Genomic DNA, 20,662 nt, shown 5'->3' on the forward strand with positions numbered 1-20,662 from the left:
TGGCGTGTCCGACGAGCGGTGGGTCGAGGTCTCCAAGTCCCAGTTCACTCACGAAGCCGAGGGCTTGAATTACCTCCGCTCCAAACTCCCCATGCACTCCCCGTACCGCGCCTGGACCAACTTCGAGTTCCGCGACAGCCGGGGCCGCTGGCACGAAGTGGACGCGCTCGTCCTGACCCAGAGCCGCCTCCACCTCATCGAGCTCAAGTACTACTCCGGCCGCCTCCGGGGCAACGACCACACTTGGCTCCGCGACGGCCATCGCGCCGAGGAGTCGCCGCTGCTGCTGGCGAGGCGTAAGGCGCAGTACTTCTCCTCCAAGCTCAAGGACGAGTTCTACGCCTGGGCGAAGGAGAACAAGACCAACGTCCCGCCCGCGCGGGAGGTCATCCCCTTCATCCAGGAATCCGTCTTCCTCCACCACCCGAACCTGGTGTGCGAGCTCTCCGAGAGCTCGTCGATCAACCTGTTCGGCCTCGACGAAACCGAGAAAACCTCCAACCTCCCGGGCATCTCGGACCTCCTCCTCGAAGAGCCCTACGCCAACAACGCGATCGGCGGCAACAAGGAGCAGATCCTCGCCGCCCTCATGAAGCGCATCGGCCTCGTCCCGCGCCGCGAGCGCGAGGCTGGCTCGTGGATCATCGAGGAGGGCGCCCTCGATCAGGGCAACGGCTGGCAGGACTGGCGCGGCTACCACAAGGTCGCCAAGGATGACTTGGTCCGCATCCGCTTCCTCGTCACGTCCCCGAACGCGCCGCAGTCCGAGCAGAACACGCAGCACAAGATCGCGGAGAACGAGCACCGAGTCCTGCGCCAGCTCAACCATGACGGCATCCTCAAGACCCGCGACCTCGTCGAGAGCGATCTCGGCGTCGGCCTCGTCTACGACTTCTCGGATACCACCCAGCGCCTCGACCTGTGGCTCGCCGGCCAGACCAAGGGCACATCCCTCGATCAGCAGCTCACCCTCGTCCACCAGCTCGGCGAGGCCCTCGACTACGCGCACGGCCACCGGGTGGTCCACCGCGGCCTCTCCCCCAAGGCCGTGTGGATCGACGAGTCCCCCGAGGGCCCGAAGGCCAAGATCGGTGACTGGCAGACCGCTGGCCGCACCCAGGCGGAGACCGCGCACGACGGCGTCACGAGCCTCGCGCTGAAGGAGGTCGACTCGCCGGAGCAGGCTTGGCTCACCGAGGCCTTCGCCGCGCCCGAGGGCCGGTGGGCCCCGAACGCTGACCGCATCCGCCTCGACGTGTTCGGCCTCGGCGCCCTCACCTACTTCCTGCTCACGGGCAAGAGCCCCGCCAGCTCGGCCATCGGCCTGAAGGAGCGGCTGCGCCTCGAGGGCGGCCTCGACCTCAGTGTGGACCTCCCACAGGTCCCCTCCGCGATCCGGGCCGCAGTCCTCGCGGCCACGAACCCGTCGCCCACGGACCGCACCGCGACCGTCCAGAAGTTCCTCCAGGAGCTCGACGCATTCGAGGCCACCTCCACCACGGTGCCCGAAGAGACGGTGGACCCGCTCGACGCGAAGCCCGGCGCCGTCCTCGGCGGCGGCCGCTTCGAGGTAGTCCGCCGCCTCGGGCGAGGCTCGACGGCGCTCGGCCTCCTCGTGCGCGATGCGGAGGCGGATGGCGCCGAGCGTGTCCTCAAGGTCGCCCTCGATGAGCGCGCCGCCAAGCGGCTCGAGGGCGAGGCGGAGGTCCTCGCGAAGCTCAAGGGCAACCGCCTCGTGAGCATGGCAAAGGAGACTCAGCCCCTCGACGTCGACGGCCGCACAGCCCTCCTCCTTGAGAGCGCGGGCGGGGAAACGCTCAGCGACACCCTGCGCGGCCGTCGCCTGACGATCGACTATCTCGAGCGTTACGGCACCGACCTCCTCGAGGCCCTCATCCAGCTCGACGCGGCGGGCGTGGACCACCGCGACATCAAGCCGTCCAACCTCGGCGTCAAGGACCAGCGCAACGGCAAGCACCTGGTCCTCTTCGACTTCTCCCTCTCGCGCGCGTCCGCGACCTCGCTCGAGGCCGGCACGCCTCCGTACCTCGACCCGTTCCTCGGGGCGCTGGGCAAGCGCCAGCACTTCGATTCGGCAGCGGAGCGGTACTCGGCCGCCGTGGTGCTGTACGAGATGGCCACAGGGAAGACTCCCTTCTACGGCGACCCCTACGCTGACCCAGCAGCCGTCAAGGATGAGGTCCACCTCGACCCCGCCGACTTCGACGAGGCCATCCGCGCTGCGCTCGTGCCCTTCTTCCGCAAGGCTCTTGCCCGTGAGGCATCCGCGCGTCACGACACCGCCGCACAGATGCTTGAGATCTGGCGCGCGGCGTTCACGCAGACGGTCACCACGGCGTCGGACGACGCCGAGCGGCTGGCTTCAGCGGCGACGCTCACCACCCCGCTGGCCGACGCCGGATTCTCGGCTCGCGCCCTGTCCGCCGTCGAGCACCTGAGCGTCACGACGGTGGGTGACCTGCTCGCCGTCGACCCCGTCCGCCTCAACGCACTCTCCGGCTCCGCCGACGCGACGCGCCGCGAGGTGAAGTCCCGCGCGAGCGCCTGGCGGAAGAAGTTCGGGGCGAAGGCGAAGCAGCAGGCGCAGGCGGGCAAGCTGCCCTCGGTCCGTGCCATCGCGGAGACCCTCGTGGCCGAGTGCGGCTCGAGGAGGGGCTCGAACGGTTACGAGCTCGCGCGGCTCATCTTCGGATTCGCCGGGAACGCTGACGCACTCGGCACTCAGGGAGCCCTCGGCGCCACCCTCGCCAAGCCCATCGGCACCGCGCGCGTGGGTCAGCTCCTCGACAAGATGCAGGAGGCCTGGGCCGAGTCCGAGGCCGCCATCGATCTCCTCCGCAGCCTCGAGAATCAGCTCGCAGATCGGCTCGATGCGCTAGGCGGCGTCGCCACGGTCGACGAACTGACCGATGCGATCCTTGAGCGGACCACGCCCGAGGGCGACCGTACCGAGCGCCGCGTGGCGGAGGGCCTCCTGCGCGTTGTCGCCGTCGACCGCGCCCGCGCCCTGAAGCGCGCCGAGGACGATTCGAACCAGACGGAGCAGCGCCGCCGCAACAGCCGCATCGCCCTGATCGCGCGGTCCACTACCCTGCTGGACCTGGCAGAGGCCTTGGGCGCGCAGGCGGATCGGCTGCTCTCGGAGGCGTCCGGCGCCTCGCCGCTCGTCCCAGCGGACCGCGTGTCCTCACGCCTGACGGCGGCCGTCTCCGAATTCACCGGAACCTTAGAAGCTTCCCCGGCCCAGCTCGCAGCCCTCACCGACCGCTCCCGCCTGGCCCGCCTCGCCGCCGGCACTTCGCAGCACGCGGCAGCGACCGGCTCGGCCGAGCTGCACCGCCACGACCTCTCCCAGAAGCAGGCCCTCGCCATCATCCTCAGGGGCCTCGTGGGAACCCAGCGACTCACGCGGCACGAGATCCAGACGCGCTTCAAGGTCCGCTTCCCCGCGCTGCCGCTCGTGCCGAGCGACTCCCGGCTGGACGCTCTGATCGGGGACGCGAATCTCGATCTGCGCTTCGACCACGCTCTCGAGGCGTACACGTCCCTCACGGTGGAGTCCGGCACCACGGGGTTCCCAACCCAGACCCTCACGCGGACGCAGGCGGACAGCGCTCCGGTGGCCTCAGCCGGCGCGATCGAGCAGCGGCTCAGGGACAGCGCAGAACGCCGCTCATTCCTCGCCCTCGGGGTGCGGGCGTCCCTGGCAGGCAGCCTGGTCCGCATCCTCGAAGGCCGCTTCAACGCCAGGACCGTTGACGTCACCGGTCTGCTCATCGACTCCATGCAGGATCTCGCCGAGTCCAAGCAGGTCCCGCCGTGGGATTCGCTCGTCAAGGCGGACGCGCAACCTAAGGATTCGCGCGCGGGCCGGGGCCTCGCGGTTGTCGTTGAGCGTGCACTCCCAGCGGTGGAGGCGGCTATCCAGTCGGGTGCGGACGACGGCGGCACTCGCCGACCCGTGCTGCTCACCGAAGCGTCGCCTCTGGCACGGTACGGGCACGCGGACGTGCTCAAGCGGCTCAGCGACCTGAGCGTCTCCCGCGGGCAGGCCGTGTGGCTAGTCCTGCCGCAGATGGACCGCAACCAGGGCGCGCTGCTGGACGGTGTTCCGATGGTCACCTCGCCCAACCAGTTCCTCAAGCTAGATCGCGAGTGGGTCGAGAACCTCGTCCCCACCCTCACTGAACCCGAAGGAGTCACCTCATGACCGCTGGCCCGGAGCTCACTGCGGAGTTGCGGAAGCTGGTCCTGGAGGTCGAGGACGACCTGCGCGAGCGCCTCGCCGGCGACGCCGCGAACGATGCGCGGTGGCGCCGCGAGCACGCCGACGCCCTCAAGGCTGAGCGGACCTCCTCGGCGTGGGAGGCATGGCGCGACGACCGGATCACCCAGTCGGCCGTGGCATGGGTGTTGACGACTGTGTTCGTGCGCTTCTGCGAGGACAACGCCCTCGTCTCGGGAGTCTGGATCACCGGCCCCGGGCCCAAGCGTCAGGAGGCCCTCGATGCCGAGCTGGACTACTTCCGCCGCAATCCCGAGCACACCCACCGCGACTGGACGCTCCAAGCCGTCGAGCACCTCAAGGCGCTTCCCGCCACGCGCGGACTGGTGGAGTCCCACTCGCCCCTGTGGCAGGTCCAGCCCTCCGGTGCCATGGCCAAGAAGGTGCTGGACTACTGGCGCGAAACCGCGCCCGACGGAAGCCGCCTACGCGACCTGACCGACCTCCAGCTGTCCACTAGGTTCCTCGGCGACCTGTATCAGGACCTCTCGGAGTACGCGAAGAAGACCTATGCGCTCCTGCAGACACCTGAGTTCGTCGAGGAGTTCATCCTCGACGAGACCCTCACCCCGGCACTCAAGGAACGAGCCCTCGAGGGTTTCAAGATCATCGACCCGACCTGCGGGTCGGGTCACTTCCTCCTCGGCGCCTTCCACCGCATGCTCGACGCCTGGGCCACGCATGCCCCCGCCATGGAATCCCGGATGCGGATCCAGAAGGCCCTCGACTCCATCAACGGTGTCGACATCAACCCCTTCGCCGTCGCGATCTCCAAGTTCCGGCTGACGGCCGCAGCGCTCAGCGCCGAAGGCCTCACCTCCCTAGAACAAGCGCCAGGCTACGACTACCACCTCGCCGCCGGCGATTCCCTCCTCCACGGACAGAACCAACGCGAATTCAGGTTCGACGGGTTCGACGCCGACGCCCACCTGAGCGGCTTCGCCTATGCCACAGAAGACCTCGACCTCCTCAAGAAGATCCTGCGGCCTGGGCAGTACGACGTCGTTGTCGGGAACCCGCCGTACATCACGGTTAAGGACAAGACCCTCAACGCCGCGTACCGGAAGATCTACGCGACCTGCAAGGGAACCTACGCCCTCACCGTTCCGTTCATGGAGCGGTTCTTCGGGCTCGCCAAGCACGGCGGCGACGGGCAGCCTGCTGGGTGGACTGGGCAGATCACCTCGAACTCCTTCATGAAGCGCGAGTTCGGCTCCAAGATCATCGAGGACTTCCTCTCAAGGCAGGACCTCCGCCTCGTCGCCGACACCTCTGGCGCCTACATCCCTGGCCACGGCACCCCGACGGTCATTATCACCGGCCGGCACCAGCGTCCCGTCGGTTCCGCTGTCCGGGCCGTCCTCGGCGTGCGAGGCGAGCCGGGGCGACCCAACGACCCCGAGAAGGGTCTCGTGTGGCAGGCCATCGTCAACAATGTGAACAACCCTGGACACGAGGATTCGTGGATTAGTGTTGTCGACCTAGATCGAACACTATTGAACAAGCACCCGTGGTCATTGTCAGGTGGCGGTGCGAGCAATTTGTTGGAGCAACTAGATCGCCAGGCGAAGAGGCAAGTTCGTGATGGCGTCATTCGGATTGGCTTTTATGGGGACTCCCATGCAGACGAGGCCTTCTTTATTCCGGCTGATTATGCCGAGAGGGTTGGCCTACCGCCGGCCCACGCACCATTGGCAACACGCGGAGAACTAGTACGTGACTGGACTGCACAGTTTTCTGAAGCTGCTTTTCTACCGTATGACGAGAACTTCGAGATTGACGAAGTAGCCGCGCTCGGTTCAGCTATCTCAGCATTTTGGCCATTAAAAACGACACTGTGGGCCCGAAGACTTTTCAGTGGAGCGACCTACAAGGAAGAAGGAAGATCTTGGCTCGCCTGGCATCAATTACCACGTGACGCCGGGTGTTCTCCTATGGCCATCACCTTCGCGTTCGTGGCGACGCACAACCACTTTGTGCTGGATCGCGGAGGGAAGGTGTTCAATCGTTCAGCGCCGGTGATCAAGCTGCCCGAGGGTGCAACCGAGGATGAGCATCTGGCGCTGCTGGGCGTCCTCAACTCGTCGACGGCCTGCTTTTGGCTCAAGCAAAACAGCCACAACAAGGGTAATGGCGGCATTGGTGGCGGCATCGGCGATGAGGACTGGGAGCCACGGTACGAGTTCACCGGAACCACGCTTCAAGACTTTCCACTTCCTCATTCTCTTCCCCTCGGTCGCGCGCAGATTCTGGATGCACTCGCCCTGAATCGCATGGAAGCGTCGCCGGACGACCAAGCTCGGGCGGGCGCGCCAACAGCAGAAGCAATTGTGCGTGCACGCAAAGATTACGCCACGCTATCCGCACAGATGATCGCCCAACAGGAAGAGCTGGATTGGGAGGTCTACCGACTTTACGGCCTGACTGACGAGACCCTCACGTATTCCGGCTCCATCCCGGAAATTGCGCTGGGTGAAAGAGCGTTCGAGATTGCCTTGGCACGAAAGCTCGCAGCGGGCGAAGAGGACACGGCGTGGTTCGAGCGGCACGGCTCGACTCCGATCACCGAAATCCCAGCGCGTTGGCCGGAGGACTATCGGGCGCTGGTTCAGCGGCGTCTGGACCTGATCGAGTCGAATCCGAACATTCGCCTTCTGGAGAAGCCTGAGTACAAGCGCCGCTGGGCGACGGAGCCGTGGGAGAAGCAGCAGGAGCGTGCGCTGCGTGGCTGGCTCCTCGACCGTCTCGAGGACCGGAAGTACTGGTTCGACAACCACGGTCGTCCGACGCCGAAGAGCATCGGCCAACTCGCGGACACCATAGCCCGGGACGCTGAGCTCGTCTCGGTACTCGAGCTGTGGGCCGAGACGAAGGACGTGAACGTCGTCAAGGCGCTCACTGCTCTGCTGTCCGACGAGGCGGTCCCCTACCTCGCAGCGCATCGCCTCAAGGACTCGGGGCTGCGCACACGGGAAGCCTGGGTTCGCACATGGGAACTCCAGCGCGACGAGGACGAAGGCAAGGACGTCGGCAAGATTCCCGTACCGCCCAAGTACGCCACGGCCGACTTCCGCAAGACCTCCTACTGGCAGGCCCGCGGCAAGCTCGACGTCCCCAAGGAACGCTTTGTCCTCTACCCCGACGCGGGTCGGTCCACGGACCCGACGCTCCTGCTGGGGTGGGCCGGGTGGAACCACGCCGAACAGTTCCTGGCCCTCGCCACCATCCAGGACCAGCGACAATCCGAAGGGGAAGGCGCAGAGAAGCTCGTGCCGCTCGTCGCCGGAATGAACGAGCTCCTGTTCTGGGTCCAGCAATGGCACCAGGACGTCGACCCGCTCTACGGCACCAGCATGGCCGCCTTCTGCGCCGAGCAGCTCGACCAGCGCATGGCGGCACTCGGGGTTGCCGCCGACCAGCTCACCGCATGGCGCCCGGCACCCACCGGCCGCGGCCGCAAACCCAAGACCACCGCAGTGAAGGAGGACTCATGAGCATGCTCCTGCGTGACGTCTTCACCATCCCCGAGCGCGCAGGGGTCGAGGACTACGTCCTCCGCCTCACCGACAGCGTAGAAGGTGAGGGCGCCCACCGGGCGCTCGAGAACTACGTGGTGACGCCGGCACTCGCCGAGTCGTTCGACGCCGGCCTGAGCCTCGTGGCCGACGCCCTCAACACCCGGATCAACCGCGGAGCGTTCCTCACCGGATCGTTCGGCTCCGGCAAGTCGCACTATATGGCGGTGCTCCACGCACTGCTCCGCCACGTGCCCGAGGCCAGGGCCATCGCGGAGCTGCAGCCCGTCGTCGCCCGCCACGACGCGGCACTCGAGGCCAAGAAGATCCTGCCGCTCGCGTTCCACTTCCTCGACGGCACCTCGATGGAGCAGGTCCTCTTCTCCGGCTACATCCGCCAGGTCCAGGCCCTCCACCCCGGCGCGCCGCTCCCCGCGTTCTTCCCCTCGGACTCCTTGCTCGCGGATGCAGAACGACTCCGCGCCTCCATGGGCACCGAAGCATTCCTCCAAGGGCTCGGTGGCGACGCGGCCGATGACGAATGGGCGATGGTCCTCGGCTCCGGCTCATGGAGCGAGGAGCGGTACCACGCCGCGCGCGCGGCCGCACCCCAGAGCGCCGAACGTCAGGCCCTCGTCAGCGTGCTCGTGGAGAAGTACTTCACCTCATACTCGAACATGTCCGACTACGTGGACCTCGACACCGGCCTCGCCGCCATGTCGAACCACGCGCGGGCGCTCGGGTACGACGCCGTGGTGCTCTTCCTCGACGAGCTCGTCCTGTGGCTCGCGTTCGGGATGAATGACAAGGAGTTCTTCCGCAAGGAATCACAGAAGCTCACCAAGCTCGTCGAGGGCTCCTACGGCAGCCTGCCCACGCCGCTCATCTCCTTCATCGCCCGCCAGATGGACCTGCGCAAATGGCTCGCCGACTCCGGCGCGAGCGGCGCGCAGCAGGAAGCCCTCGAGAGCGCCTTCCGGCATCAGGAAGGACGCTTCGCCAAGATCGAGCTCGGCGACGACAACCTCCCGTACGTCGCCAGCCGGCGCCTCCTCAAGCCCAAGGACGACGCGGCACGGCTCGCGGTCGACGACGCGTTCTCGCGGCTCGACCGGGCGCCTCAGGTGTGGGACGTGCTGCTCGACGGCTTCAACGCCGACGACCGGCACCGCGGCGCCGACGAGAAGGCCTTCCGCATGACCTACCCGTTCGCGCCGGCCCTGATCTCCACGCTGCGCACCCTTGCAGGCGTGATGCAGCGCGACCGCACCGCTCTCAAGGTCATGCAGCAGATGCTCGTGGACCGACGGAACACCCTCACGATCGACGACGTGATCCCGGTGGGCGACTGCTACGACTACGTGGTGCACAGCCAGGGCGGCGCGGTGCTCGACGCGCAGGTAGCGGCGCTGTTCCGCTCCGCGATCCAGCTCTACACCGAGAAGCTGCGTCCCACGATCCTGCGCGCCAACAACCTCACCGAGACCGACGTCGCGAACGACGCCACCCGGCCCCGGTACTTCGACGTGGACGACAGGCTCGCCAAGACGCTTTTGCTTTCCGCCGTCGCCCCGGGGGTGCCCGCGCTCAAGGCGCTCACTGCCGCGCGGCTCGCGTCCCTCAACCACGGCTCGATCGTCACGCCGCTCCCCGGCGGCGAGGCCTCGGTGGTGCTCGCCAAGGTCAAGGAATGGTCAAAGTCCGTTCCCGAAATCCACGTGGCGGCCGACGGCCTGAACCCGGTGATCAGCGTCCAGCTCTCCGACGTGGACTACGAGTCCATCGTGGACAAGGCCAAGGGCGAGGACAACCCGGGCCGCCAGCGCGAAGCCATCAAGGACCTCATCTCCGAAAGCTTCGGCATGGAGCTCGGGGCGCAGGACATGTACGGGGCGTACCGGCACACGATCGTGTGGCGTGGGTCGAAGCGCGACGTCGAGCTCATGTTCGGTAACGTCCGCGACGCCGGATGGCTCAGTGATGACCACTTCCGCGCGGGCCCCGGCGCGTGGCGGTTCGTGATCGACCACCCGTTCGACGAAGAGCAGCACACCGCGCAGGAGGACGTCCGCCGGGTTGAGGGCCTCATCGCCCGCAACGGCTTCACCGAGCACACCGTCGTGTGGCTGCCCAAGTTCCTCTCGGACGAGCGGCGCCGCGACCTGCGCCGCTTCGTGATCCTCGACTGGCTCCTCACGAGCGACGAGCGCTGGACCTCGCACGCCAACCACCTCAGCGAGGTGGACCGGCTCCAGGCCAAGAACATCCTCGAGGCACAGCACCGCACCCTCAAGGAAACACTCACCAACGCGATGCAACAGGCCTACGGCGCGGCCGCTCCCACCTCGGGCACGCTGCTGGATGATTCCGGGCACGAGAAGGTGCTCTACTCGCTCGACCCGACGTTCGAGCCCGCTCCCCCGGTGGGCGCGACCCTCGGCGACGCGTTTCGGCGTCTGGCGGCCCAAGCCTTCGACGCGACCTACCCGGGCCATCCGAAGTTCGAGCCGGCTGATGCCGAGGTCCGGACCGCGGAGCTCAAGAAGGTAGCAGAGTTCCTCGAGCGCACCGTCGCGACGTCCGAGCGGCGCCTCGAGATCGATTCCACCGCCCGTGCGCTCCTGACCCGGGTCGCGAACCCGCTCGGAGTCGGCAAGGCCGCAGAGCAGTTCTTCCTCTTCGGCGACGACTACTTCGGATCCTGGGGCCGGGACATCGTGCAGGGCCTCGCCAAGCTCGGCAAGGAGGAGACCGGCGCCGTCACCGTGTCCGACCTGCGCGCCGCGATCGACGCCGTCGAGCCGCCGCGCGGCCTCCGCCCCGAAGTATCCGACCTTGTGATCCTCGGCTGGGGGCTCCTGCGGCAGCGGGCGTGGTTCAGCCACGGCGGCCCCATTCCGACGCCGGCCCCGGGTTCGCTGCAGTCCGCCATGGAGCTGCGGCCGCAGCCGATGCCGACCACCGAGGACTGGGCCAAAGCCCGCGACAAAGCCCAGCGCGTTTTGGGCATCGCGAGCACCTCGTTCATGACGCCGACCTCGGTCGCGAAACTGGCGGAGGAGGTCCGCGCCTTCGCAGGGCAGAATTCGGCTCATGCGAATGCACTGGTCGGCGCGCTCGACGACGTCGCCTCGCGCTTGGCGTTCGACGGCGGCGCGCGCCGGGTGCTCGCGCGCCAGCTCGCGGAGCTGCTCGACACCCTCCGTCAGCTGGGCGGCGTCCCACTCATCGAACGGCTTGCCCGCGCCCAGTTCGACGGGACACCCGAGGAGGCGGCCCGCTCGCTCACCACCTCGCAGCAGCTAGCCCAGGCCGTCAGGGGCTTCCAATGGGATCGGCTGCGGGTCCTGTCGGACGCGGTGCGCGGTGGCGATCCTCGTGCCGACAGCGCGCAGCGGGTCATCGAGACGCTGGCCCAGGCCTTCGCACGGCACGAGTATGAGACTGCAGGCGTCGCCGCACTCAACGCAGCGATGAACGGGATCTTCGACTGGCTGGCAGGAAATCCCGTCCCGAACCCGCCTGTCTTTCCGCCGCCGGGACCCAAGCCGCCCGTCCCGCCGACTGATCCGAACGATGTGGAACTCGTCCTTCCACCTTCCAAGTCACGCGTCGTCCGGTTCACCGACTCCACGAGACCGGAGCTGATTCTCGACGAGCTTCAGAAATTCATACGGGGCCAGGATGGGAAGAAGATCCAGGTGATTTGGGAGGTCGTGGAGTGACTCTCGAGGCGGCGGTCGCCGGCGAGGTGACGAACGCCGTCGTGCGCTCCCTCATCGAGAAGGCGCGGTCCAAGAACCAAGGCAAGGTCATCGGGATCCGGGCCACGCCGGACCCAGGCGCCAGGCGTGAGTTCGAAGACCACGGTGAGCGCGTCGACGTCCTGCCCTGCGTCTCCGCGCTGGCAGTGCGCGCTGCGCTGCAGCGGCACACGCATGACTCGTGGCTCGTGATCCTCACGGACCGCAGCGAGGACGATCTCGGCGCCGGAATCCTCGCGCACTTCGTGGGGAACCACCTGCGCAACCCGGACCCGTGGGAGGGTGTGCGCGACCGGTTCCAGGCGACGGTGCTGGACCGGGTCCTCGTACGCGACTACCGACGACCCGAGATCGCGCAGGGCCTCCTTCGGGTCTCCCCGCCCGACGGATGGCCCCCTGCCCCCGCCGGCGTCCTGACTGCCGACCATGCCTTCGGTTCGGTGGCTCGCGAACGCCTGGGGATCGCCGCGTCAACGGTGGACGCGCTCTCGGTGCTGCGCTGGGCAGCTGAGGGCGGCGCGACCGCAAGCATCGCCGCCCTACGTGCCGACGCCGGCAACGAACTCGCCGACGCCGTGCTCGCGTGGATCGCCGGGGCGTGCGGAATTGCGGAGGCGCCCATCCGCCAGCTGCTCGTCACCGGGGCGGGAGCCGACGCGCTGCCGCTCGGCATCGCACTCGAAGCGCTCACGCGCCCCGAGCTCGACTCGCGTCCTGCCGAACGTGTCGAGGCCGAGATGGCCTTGGCACGGCTCGAACACCGCTGGAAGAACAGCTCTCCTGCCGTGACCCGCGATTCGCTGGCCGCACTCGCACAGGCGGCAGGCACCGTGGCACGCGGGCTGCTCTCCGAATCGCGGACGTGGCACGAGGGCCGGCGTGTGGTCGACGCAGCCGATGCGGTGCTCCGCGAGCTCCAGGCCGAAAGGCTCGGCGCCGGTTCCGACCTTCTGCCGTCGAGTCTTGACGCGCAGCTGTCGGCGGTTTCCGCGGCCCTCCTCCGTGTTCCCGGCTCCGATGCGCTTCCGGCCGTCGAGGACGCGTGGTCCGCGCTCGAGGGCCACCTGCTGTTCGACCCTCCGCGGGACGACGGGCGCGATCCACGGGTGGACCCGCTCCGCGCGGCCGTGAGGCTGGCCAGATGGCTCGCGGAGCCCGACGAGCCGGTGTTCGGCCTTGCGTTGCTGGCGCTGCGACAGGCCTGGGTGGACTCCTGGGTCGACTCGGCCTTCAACGATGCCGACGGCGGCGTGGTCGGGTCGACCCTCGGCGAACGGATCGAGCACGTCCTCCGGCTCGTCGAGGAACGCCGGCGTTCTCATGACCGCCAGTTCGCGACCGCCCTCGCCACGGCGACGCGCTCCGACGAGGGCAAGGCCGCCGGGTTCGTCGCGGCGGGAGCGGACAGGGTGTGGTTCCTTGAGCACGTGATCTCGAAGGTGGTGCTTCCGCTCGCGTCATCGGATCCGGTGCTGCTTGTGGTCCTCGACGGCATGAGCACCGGCACTGCGGCCGAGCTCGTCCAGACCATCGTTTCCGGGCACGAGGGCTGGAACGAGGTCATCCCCAAGGACGCCGAGCGCAGGATGGCCGCACTCGCCGTCCTGCCGACCCTCACCGAGCACTCGCGGACCTCCCTCCTGTGCGGGCGGCTGATGTCCGGGGGCCAGAAGCAGGAGCAGGACGGCTTCACCGAGCTCACACGTGGCACGGGCGTGCTACATCACAAGAAGCCGCTCGATTCGTCCCGTCCCGGCTTCGCCCTGAGCGACGAGGTCCGTGACAGCATCACGGGCGTCGACGCGAACCATCTGCTGCGCACCCGGCTCGTGGCCTGTGTGCTGAACACGATCGACGACGCGCTGGACCGCAGCGACCCTGCCGGCACCTCGTGGAACGTGGACGCCGTCAAGCACCTGCGGCCCCTACTGGCGGCTGCGCTCCTGGCCGGCAGGACGGTGGTGCTCACCGCAGACCACGGCCACGTGGCCGAGCGGCGGCGCGGTGTCCAGCGCCCCTACAAGGACACCTCGAGCAACAGGTCGCGCTCTACTGCCGAGCCTGCGGGCGATGACGAAGTGCTCGTCGAGGGGCGCCGCGTGCTGGACCACGGCGGCCGGGCAGTGCTTGCGGTCGACGAGACCCTCCGATACGGACCGCTCAAGGCCGGTTACCACGGCGGCGGCTCCCCCGCCGAAGCCGTGGTGCCCGTGGCCGTCTTGGTGCCCTCGACGCGTGCCGAGGCACCCGCTGGATGGAAGTTCGCAGCGCCTCAGGAGCCGCCGTGGTGGAGCGCCTCGCCCTCCCTGCAGGTGGTCACCGCCGGCCCCGCGGCACCCAAGAAGGCGAGCGACGCCCCGACGCTCTTCGACGAGATGGTGACCAACGAGCCTGCCAGCGGCGGGCTCGGCGACGCCGTCGTCCGTTCAAAGGTCTACAAGGATCAGGCGAAGCTCGCCGGACGCGTGAGCGTGGAAGATGCCACCGTGGCACTTTTCATCGACCGCGTAGCCGCGACTCAGGCGGGCCGACTCGCCCAGGCGCAGGCCGCCGTCGTCCTCGGGGTGCCGCTGGCGCGGATGCGCGGCGCGATCGCGCAGATCCAGAAGCTGCTGAACGTCGAGGGGTATGCGGTCCTCCGCACCGATGGCGGCGAGCTACTCCTCGACGTGGCGCTGCTGCGCGAGCAGTTCCAGGTGGAGGCGTGATGGCCGAGGTCTCGCCGCGGCGGCGCCGGGAGGTCATCGACGCGCTGCGGCGGGGCACGGTGCCTTCCAACGGGCTCGACCTCCTCGCCGTCGGCCTCGACCGGTTCGAGCGGGCCATGGACGAGGAGCTCGACTCGGTGGCTGGCGGCGGGTCCGTGGTGAAGGCCGTGCGCGGCGAGTACGGCACCGGCAAGACGTTCTTTACGCGGTTCCTCGCCGAACGCGCGCTGCGGCGGGGATTCGCCTCAGCGGAGGTGCAGATCTCCGAGACTGAGACGCCGCTGCACAAACTCGAGACCGTGTACCGGCGGATCACCGAGTCGCTGCGGACTGCATCCGTGCAGCCGAGCGCATTCCGGTCGGTGCTGGACTCGTGGCTGTTCACGTTGGAGGAGGACGCGCTCGCGGCGGACCCGTCCATGGGCGATTCGGCGTTGGACACGGCCACGTCCGAGCTTCTCGAGCGGCGGCTCGCGGATGTGAGCGCCAAGACGCCGGCTTTCGCCCAGGCGCTGCGGGGGTACCGGGCGGCTTCCGCGTCCGAGGACGCTGTCTCCGCGGACGGGCTCGCGGCGTGGCTCGGAGGGCAGCCGCACGTGGGCGCGGCCGCGAAGCGGGCTTCCGGGGTGCGCGGCGACCTGGACCATTTCGGGGCGATGGGATTCCTGCAGGGGCTCCTGGTGATCCTGCGCGACGCGGGGCATCCGGGGCTCGTGGTGGTGCTCGACGAGGTCGAGACGCTCCAGCGCATGCGCTCCGATGTGCGGGACAAGGCACTGAACGCGATCCGGCAGCTCATGGACGAGGTGGATTCGGGCCGGTTCCCGGGGCTGTACCTCGTGCTGACCGGGACGCCGGCGTTCTTCGACGGGCCCTCCGGGGTGCCGCGGCTGCCTCCGCTTGCGCAGCGGCTCGCGACCGACTTCCAGACGGAGTCCCGGTTCGACAACCCCCGGGCAGTTCAGATCAGGCTCAGCGGGTTCGACCGGGACTCGCTCGTGTCCCTCGGGATCCGCGTGCGGAACCTCTACGCCTCGGGCTCGGAGGCTGACGGGCGCGTGCTGTCCCTGGTCTCGGACTCCTACGTGGCGGACCTGGCGGCGGCCGTGGCCGGCGGCCTCGGCGGCAAGGTGGGCGTGGCGCCGCGCATCTTCCTCAAGAAGCTCGTCGGGGATGTCCTGGACCGGGTGGACCAGTTCCCCGACTTTGACCCGCGGCAGCACTACGCGCTCACCCTTTCGCGAGAGGAGCTCTCGCCCGAGGAGCGGGCGGCGTCCTCCGGCGCCGTGGGGCCGGCGGCCTCGCCGGACGACGTCGACCTGGAGCTCTAGGTGTCCGGCTTCGACCAGCTCAGCCCGGTGGTGCAGCACCACATTGTAAATTCGCTGGGCTGGTCGGCGCTGCGGCCCCTACAGGAGGAGGCTGTCGGGCCGATCCTTGCCGGCAACGACGCGCTGCTGCTCGCGCCGACGGCCGGCGGCAAGACCGAGGCGGCGCTGTTTCCCGTGCTGACCCGGATGGCCTCCGAGGAGTGGGCCGGGACGTCGGTGCTGTATGTGTGTCCCCTGCGGGCACTGCTGAACAATCTGGAGCCACGCGCGGCCGGCTACGCGTCGTGGCTCGGCCGGACCGCGGCAGTGCGGCACGGAGACACCGGCGCGGGCGCGCGAAAGCGGCAGGTGCTGAATCGGCCCGACGTGCTGCTCACGACCCCCGAGTCCCTCGAGTCGATGCTCGTCTCGAGACTGTCCAACCCGCATGAGCTCTTCGGCGACGTGCGCGCCGTCGTGATCGATGAGGTTCACGCGTTCGCCGGCGACGACCGCGGGTGGCACCTGCTCGCCGTCCTCGAACGGATCGCGCACATTGCTGGGCGGCCGCTGCAGAGGGTGGGGCTCTCGGCAACGGTGGGGAACGCGCCGGAGCTGCTCGGATGGCTGCAGGGCGGGAACCGTGCCGCCGGTGTCGCGGCTTCGGTGGTGGCGCCCGACGGCGGCGCTGCCGCCGCGGTCGGCATGCAGCTGGACTTCGTGGGGTCGGAGAGCAATGCGGCGAAGGTGATCTCAGCGTTGCACCGCGGTGAAAAGCGCCTCGTGTTCGCGGATTCGCGGCGGACGGTCGAGACGTTGGCGCTGAATCTTCGGGAACGCGACGTCGAAACCTTCGTCTCGCACTCCTCACTATCGGTGGATGTACGGCGTCAGGCCGAGGAAGCCTTCTCAACCGCGCGCGACTGCGTGATCGTCTCGACCTCCACCCTGGAACTCGGGATCGATGTCGGTGATCTAGACCGTGTGCTGCAGATCGGCTCGCCCTACACGGTGGCGTCGGTGTTGCAGCGGCTCGGGCGCACCGGACGACGGGCTGGGACATCGCGGAACATGCTGTTCCTCGAGGTGACCGACGAGCAGTTTCTCATTGCCCTCGGATTGCTCCTGTTGTGGTCCGAGGGCTACGTGGAGCCAATTGTTCCTCCGCCGCTGCCGCTGCACATTGCAGCGCAGCAGCTGCTGGGGCTGGCGTTGCAGGAGCGGCGGATTCCGCGTGCGGCCTGGCGGGAGTGGCTCTCGGGTATTGATCTCGCCTCTGCCGAGCAGTGGGTCGAGATCGAGGAGCATCTGGTGGCGACCGGGCACCTCGACGTCGATGGAGACATGCTCTTCGTTGGCCCCGAGGCGGAGCGCCGATATGGCGGAGTACATTATCGCGATCTGATGGCGGTGTTCACCGCGGATCCGCAGTTTTCCGTGTTCCACGGGCGCGAGGAGATCGGTTCGCTCGACCCGATGGTGTTCATGCGTAAGGTTGACGGGCCGCGGCTCGTGACCCTTGGGGGGCGTGGCTGGAAGGTCAACCACGTGGACTGGAAGCGGCGGAAAGCGTTCGTCGAGCCCTCGTCAGTGGCAAATCCCTCGAAGTGGTCAGGCACGTCCCAGCCAATGTCATACGAGCTCTGCCAGGCGATTCAACGGGTGCTCCTCGGGACCCCACTCTCCGGCGTACAACTGAGCGCGCGGGCCGAGGCCGCACTTGACCGCCTCCGCGACGAGTACGCAGGCCGCGTGTCTGACGGGCAATTGCTCCTGGTGGGCGACGGCAACCGCGTACAGTGGTGGAACTGGGCCGGCGCGAAGATGAACGCGACCTACATCGCTGCCCTCGAGACCGTGGCACCTGAGCTTCTAGACGACTCCCGGCAACCGCACAACTGGCGGGTGAATCTGAGGGGGGACGCCACGGCGTTGGCCGTCATTGCCGCGCTCCGCAAGGCGAACGCCGTGGCGGTCGACGCACGGTCTGTCGAGCCAGCAGCCGTACGCCAGCTGAAGTTCGCAGAGATGCTGCCGGCCGAGCTTGCTGCGACTGTTGCGTGGCGCCGGACGGTTGAGATAACCGGACTGACCAGCGTTCAAGGCCCGAGCCCGCGTGCCTCATCCAACTAGTTCCGCGACGCGCGACCGGAAGAGGCTCAATATGGTGGTCTAAAGCGCCGGAGCGCGCCGAGAAGCGTCTGACCTGCTTGGTATGTTGCAGAGGTGAGCGACAATTCCAGCATGGCCGATGTGCTCGGGGAGCTCCGCGTGTTCGTGGCGGAGCGCGAATGGGGGCAGTTCCACACTCCGGAGAACCTAGCGAAGAGCGTGTCGATTGAGGCTGCCGAGCTTTTGGAGTGCTTCCAGTGGGGCAAGCCCGCTGATGCTGACGCCGTGCGCGCCGAACTGGCCGATGTGCTGACGTACTGCCTGCTTCTCGCCGACCGGATAGGTGCGGATCCCTTGGCGATCGTGGCGGAGAAACTGGAGGTCACCCGGGCCAAATACCCCGTTGAGCTGTCCCGCGGGCGGAGCACCAAGCATGACCAGCTTTAGGATCGAACGCCTTCAGCTGGACACCGAATCGGTCAAGGTGTGGGCCGAAGGCGATCCGCGCCACCGCAACTGGCCCGTGGTCTACACGCTCAACAATGCTCGTAGCATTTATGTGGGCGAATCGCTGAACGCTGCAACGCGCATGAATCAGCACATCGCCAACAAGCGCGGGCACCTCCAGGCCGTGCGCGTGGTGGTAGACGATCGGTTCAACAAGTCGGTGTGCTTGGACCTCGAGTCCTACCTGATCCGCCTGTTCGCGGGCGACGGCCGGTACACGGTGGAGAACCGGAACGAAGGCATCACCAACGCCGACTACTACGCCCGAGCCGAGTACGAGAAGACCTTCAACGAGATTTTCGAGTCCCTCCGGAAGGAGGGGATGTTCGACCAGACGATCCCGCAAATCGAGAACAGCGACCTATTCAAGCTCTCGCCGTTCAAAGCACTCACGCAGGAACAGGCCGGGGCAGTCAACGACATTCTCGAGGGGCTGTTCGACGATCTGGAGCACCAGCGCTCGAACACGATCGTGGTGCAGGGCGACCCGGGCACTGGCAAGACGATCGTCGCGATCTACCTAATGAAGCTGCTCAGCGATATCCGCGCACACAGCCAGGACGAGGTGGTGGAAAGCGACTCGATCTTTGCCGAGTACTTCCTCGAGGGATACCCAGAGCTGCTGAGAGACTTCCGTGTGGGGCTCGTGGTGCCCCAGCAGTCGCTGCGTAAGTCGATCCAGCGGGTCTTCGCCAAGACGCCTGGGTTGGCCGCCGCCATGGTCCTCACCCCGTTCGACGTGGGCTTCAGCGAACAGCTGTACGATCTGCTGATCGTGGACGAAGCGCACAGGCTGTCCCAGCGCGCCAACCAGTCCTCGGGTGTGCGGAATCGGGACTTCCAGGTAATCAATGAAAGGCTCTTCGGAGCCGATGACCCCTTGCTCACTCAGCTGGACTGGATCATAAAGCAGAGCAGGCATCAGATCTTCCTCATTGACGCCGCTCAGAGCGTGCGTCCGGGTGATCTGCCGCCGCAGCGCGTTGAACGCCTGCTGGCAGAAGCAAAAGAGGACCACCGTCTGTACCCGCTCGCCACCCAGATGCGAGTTGCCGCTGGGGAGGACTATGTGGGCTATGTGCGGAGAATGCTCAGCACCGCTCCCCCGCTCCCGATGGCCTTCGGCGAGTACGACTTTCGGATGTTCGACCGCCTTGGTGACATGCTCGCCCTCGTGCGCGAAAAGGAGAACCAACATAGGCTAGCCCGTGTGGTCGCAGGATTCGCGTGGCCGTGGGTGAGCAAGAACAGCAAGTCCGCCTACGACATTCATTTGGACGGCGAGAAGCTGCGCTGGAATTCGACTGCAGTGGACTGGATCAACTCACCGAAGTCGGTCGATGAGGTGGGGTCGATCCACACCGTGCAGGGGTACGACCTCAACTACGCGGGCGTGATCATTGGGCCGGAGCTAAAATACGACGCCGCGGCCGAGCGCTTGATGTTCGACCGGTCGTGCTACCACGACAAGAAGGGCATGGAGAACAACAAGACGCTCGGGATCACCTACTCAGACGAACAGCTGCTCGAGTACGTGGTGAACGTGTACGGCGTGCTCCTCACTCGCGGCATGCGCGGCACATACGTGTACGTGTGCGACCGGGCCCTGCGGGAGCACCTGCGGCCGTATTTCGAGGCTTAGGCGGCCTGCGGTTGACGTGGGTTTCCTCCAAGCCTTCCAAGCCACCAAGCATCATGGTTGAAGCAATGGGCACGAGGCCGCTCAAGAATGCGCACAAGCCGGGCATTCGTGTGGTTACTTCAACAAACGCCCGAACAGCTCAGAAACAAGCGGAATGATCCGGCGGTCATGACGCATGTAGAGCTGCATCAGGTCCATGGAATCGCATTGGAGACCCCACCGAAGATGCCCGAAGTTGTCGATCTGAGCGACTTCTTCATCATCCCGTCTGAGGGACCACGCCGTGTCTTCCCACTCTCTCAGCCGCGGAGAATTGGCGTCACCCGCGAAAGACCTTGCGGGAAACCCGCAGACTTCCCACTGAGCGGCATCGCCCAATGTCAGCTCGAGGACCGCTGCCAAGACGCGGTAACCCAGTGCTCGAGGGCTCGTCGGCGGCGAAGAAGCCGGAAAGTTGAGCCCATTTGCTCGCTCCAGGTCCATCGCAATGCTGCGGGCGCTCGGCATTGAGAAGGCTTCACTCCACTCGATCTGGTGCTCACCGCCGTTTCCGGCAGTGAAGCCCAACCCCCAGCGACGCGCCTGATAGTGGCGAGTCGCGCCGTCCGTCATCATCAAGGCATGCGCATGTGATGCCGACCCGCCATATCCAGTAAGTCCGACAAACAATGAATTGTCACGACGGGCGAGCTCGCTGAGGACCCGCCACGAGAGCGCGTTAACGTGGCGCCACATGATCGTGCCAGGTTCCGCTGAAATACTTAGAGAGGTCACCCACGAATACTCGCAGATGCACGG

General features: G+C 67.1%; 9 protein-coding genes. 8 read left to right on the forward strand and 1 reads right to left on the reverse strand.

What is annotated here, in order from left to right; all coding sequences use genetic code 11:
* The first annotated feature begins 4 nt into the window (after positions 1-4).
* The 8 genes from pglW to ACQ5BE_RS14635 all read left to right on the forward strand — a co-directional run bounded on the left by pglW (position 5) and on the right by ACQ5BE_RS14635 (position 19,864).
* Positions 5-4,231, forward strand: a complete 4,227-nt coding sequence (gene pglW, locus ACQ5BE_RS14600; protein WP_430297721.1) for a BREX system serine/threonine kinase PglW — start codon at positions 5-7, stop codon at positions 4,229-4,231.
* Entirely contained in the window at positions 4,228-7,800 is a 3,573-nt protein-coding gene (gene pglX / locus ACQ5BE_RS14605; RefSeq protein ID WP_430297723.1) for a BREX-2 system adenine-specific DNA-methyltransferase PglX, read from the forward strand. Before pglW ends, pglX begins: the two co-directional genes overlap by 4 nt.
* A complete protein-coding gene (locus ACQ5BE_RS14610) occupies positions 7,797-11,546 on the forward strand; it encodes a DUF6079 family protein (RefSeq protein ID WP_430297724.1) in 3,750 nt (1,249 codons plus the stop codon). The genes pglX and ACQ5BE_RS14610 overlap by 4 nt, the downstream gene beginning before the upstream one ends.
* On the forward strand, positions 11,543-14,293 hold the full coding sequence (pglZ, locus tag ACQ5BE_RS14615) for a BREX-2 system phosphatase PglZ (protein WP_430297726.1): 2,751 nt from the start codon (positions 11,543-11,545) through the stop codon (positions 14,291-14,293). The genes ACQ5BE_RS14610 and pglZ overlap by 4 nt, the downstream gene beginning before the upstream one ends.
* Positions 14,293-15,624 (forward strand): BREX system ATP-binding protein BrxD, encoded by a 1,332-nt coding sequence (gene brxD, locus ACQ5BE_RS14620; RefSeq protein ID WP_430297727.1) that lies wholly within the window; start codon positions 14,293-14,295, stop codon positions 15,622-15,624. The genes pglZ and brxD overlap by 1 nt, the downstream gene beginning before the upstream one ends.
* The gene (locus ACQ5BE_RS14625) at positions 15,625-17,736 is read left to right on the forward strand and encodes a DEAD/DEAH box helicase (RefSeq protein ID WP_430297729.1); all 2,112 of its coding nucleotides are present in this window, start codon (positions 15,625-15,627) and stop codon (positions 17,734-17,736) included.
* A gap of 111 nt (positions 17,737-17,847) precedes the next feature.
* Positions 17,848-18,162, forward strand: coding sequence for a nucleotide pyrophosphohydrolase (locus ACQ5BE_RS14630; protein WP_430297861.1), 315 nt, complete (start codon positions 17,848-17,850; stop codon positions 18,160-18,162).
* A complete protein-coding gene (locus tag ACQ5BE_RS14635; RefSeq protein ID WP_430297730.1) occupies positions 18,149-19,864 on the forward strand; it encodes a DNA/RNA helicase domain-containing protein in 1,716 nt (571 codons plus the stop codon). Before ACQ5BE_RS14630 ends, ACQ5BE_RS14635 begins: the two co-directional genes overlap by 14 nt.
* Before the next feature lie 114 nt (positions 19,865-19,978).
* On the opposite strand, the gene ACQ5BE_RS14640 is transcribed toward ACQ5BE_RS14635, so the two are convergent.
* Positions 19,979-20,638 carry a hypothetical protein gene (locus ACQ5BE_RS14640; RefSeq protein WP_430297732.1) on the reverse strand — a complete coding sequence of 220 codons (660 nt, stop codon included), beginning with the start codon at positions 20,636-20,638 and terminating at the stop codon, positions 19,979-19,981.
* Positions 20,639-20,662 lie beyond the last annotated feature (24 nt).

The sequence above is a fragment of the Sinomonas sp. B1-1 genome, assembly GCF_050474465.1.
Lineage (GTDB): Bacteria > Actinomycetota > Actinomycetes > Actinomycetales > Micrococcaceae > Sinomonas > Sinomonas flava.

What these genes read in the sequence shown, in the direction of transcription:
- brxD (WP_430297727.1), top strand. Translation starts at nt 14,293, where the DNA reads ATGGCCGAGGTCTCGCCGCGGCGGCGCCGGGAGGTCATCGACGCGCTG.
- ACQ5BE_RS14610 (WP_430297724.1), top strand. Translation starts at nt 7,797, where the DNA reads ATGAGCATGCTCCTGCGTGACGTCTTCACCATCCCCGAGCGCGCAGGG.
- ACQ5BE_RS14630 (WP_430297861.1), top strand. Translation starts at nt 17,848, where the DNA reads ATGGCCGATGTGCTCGGGGAGCTCCGCGTGTTCGTGGCGGAGCGCGAA.
- ACQ5BE_RS14635 (WP_430297730.1), top strand. Translation starts at nt 18,149, where the DNA reads ATGACCAGCTTTAGGATCGAACGCCTTCAGCTGGACACCGAATCGGTC.
- pglX (WP_430297723.1), top strand. Translation starts at nt 4,228, where the DNA reads ATGACCGCTGGCCCGGAGCTCACTGCGGAGTTGCGGAAGCTGGTCCTG.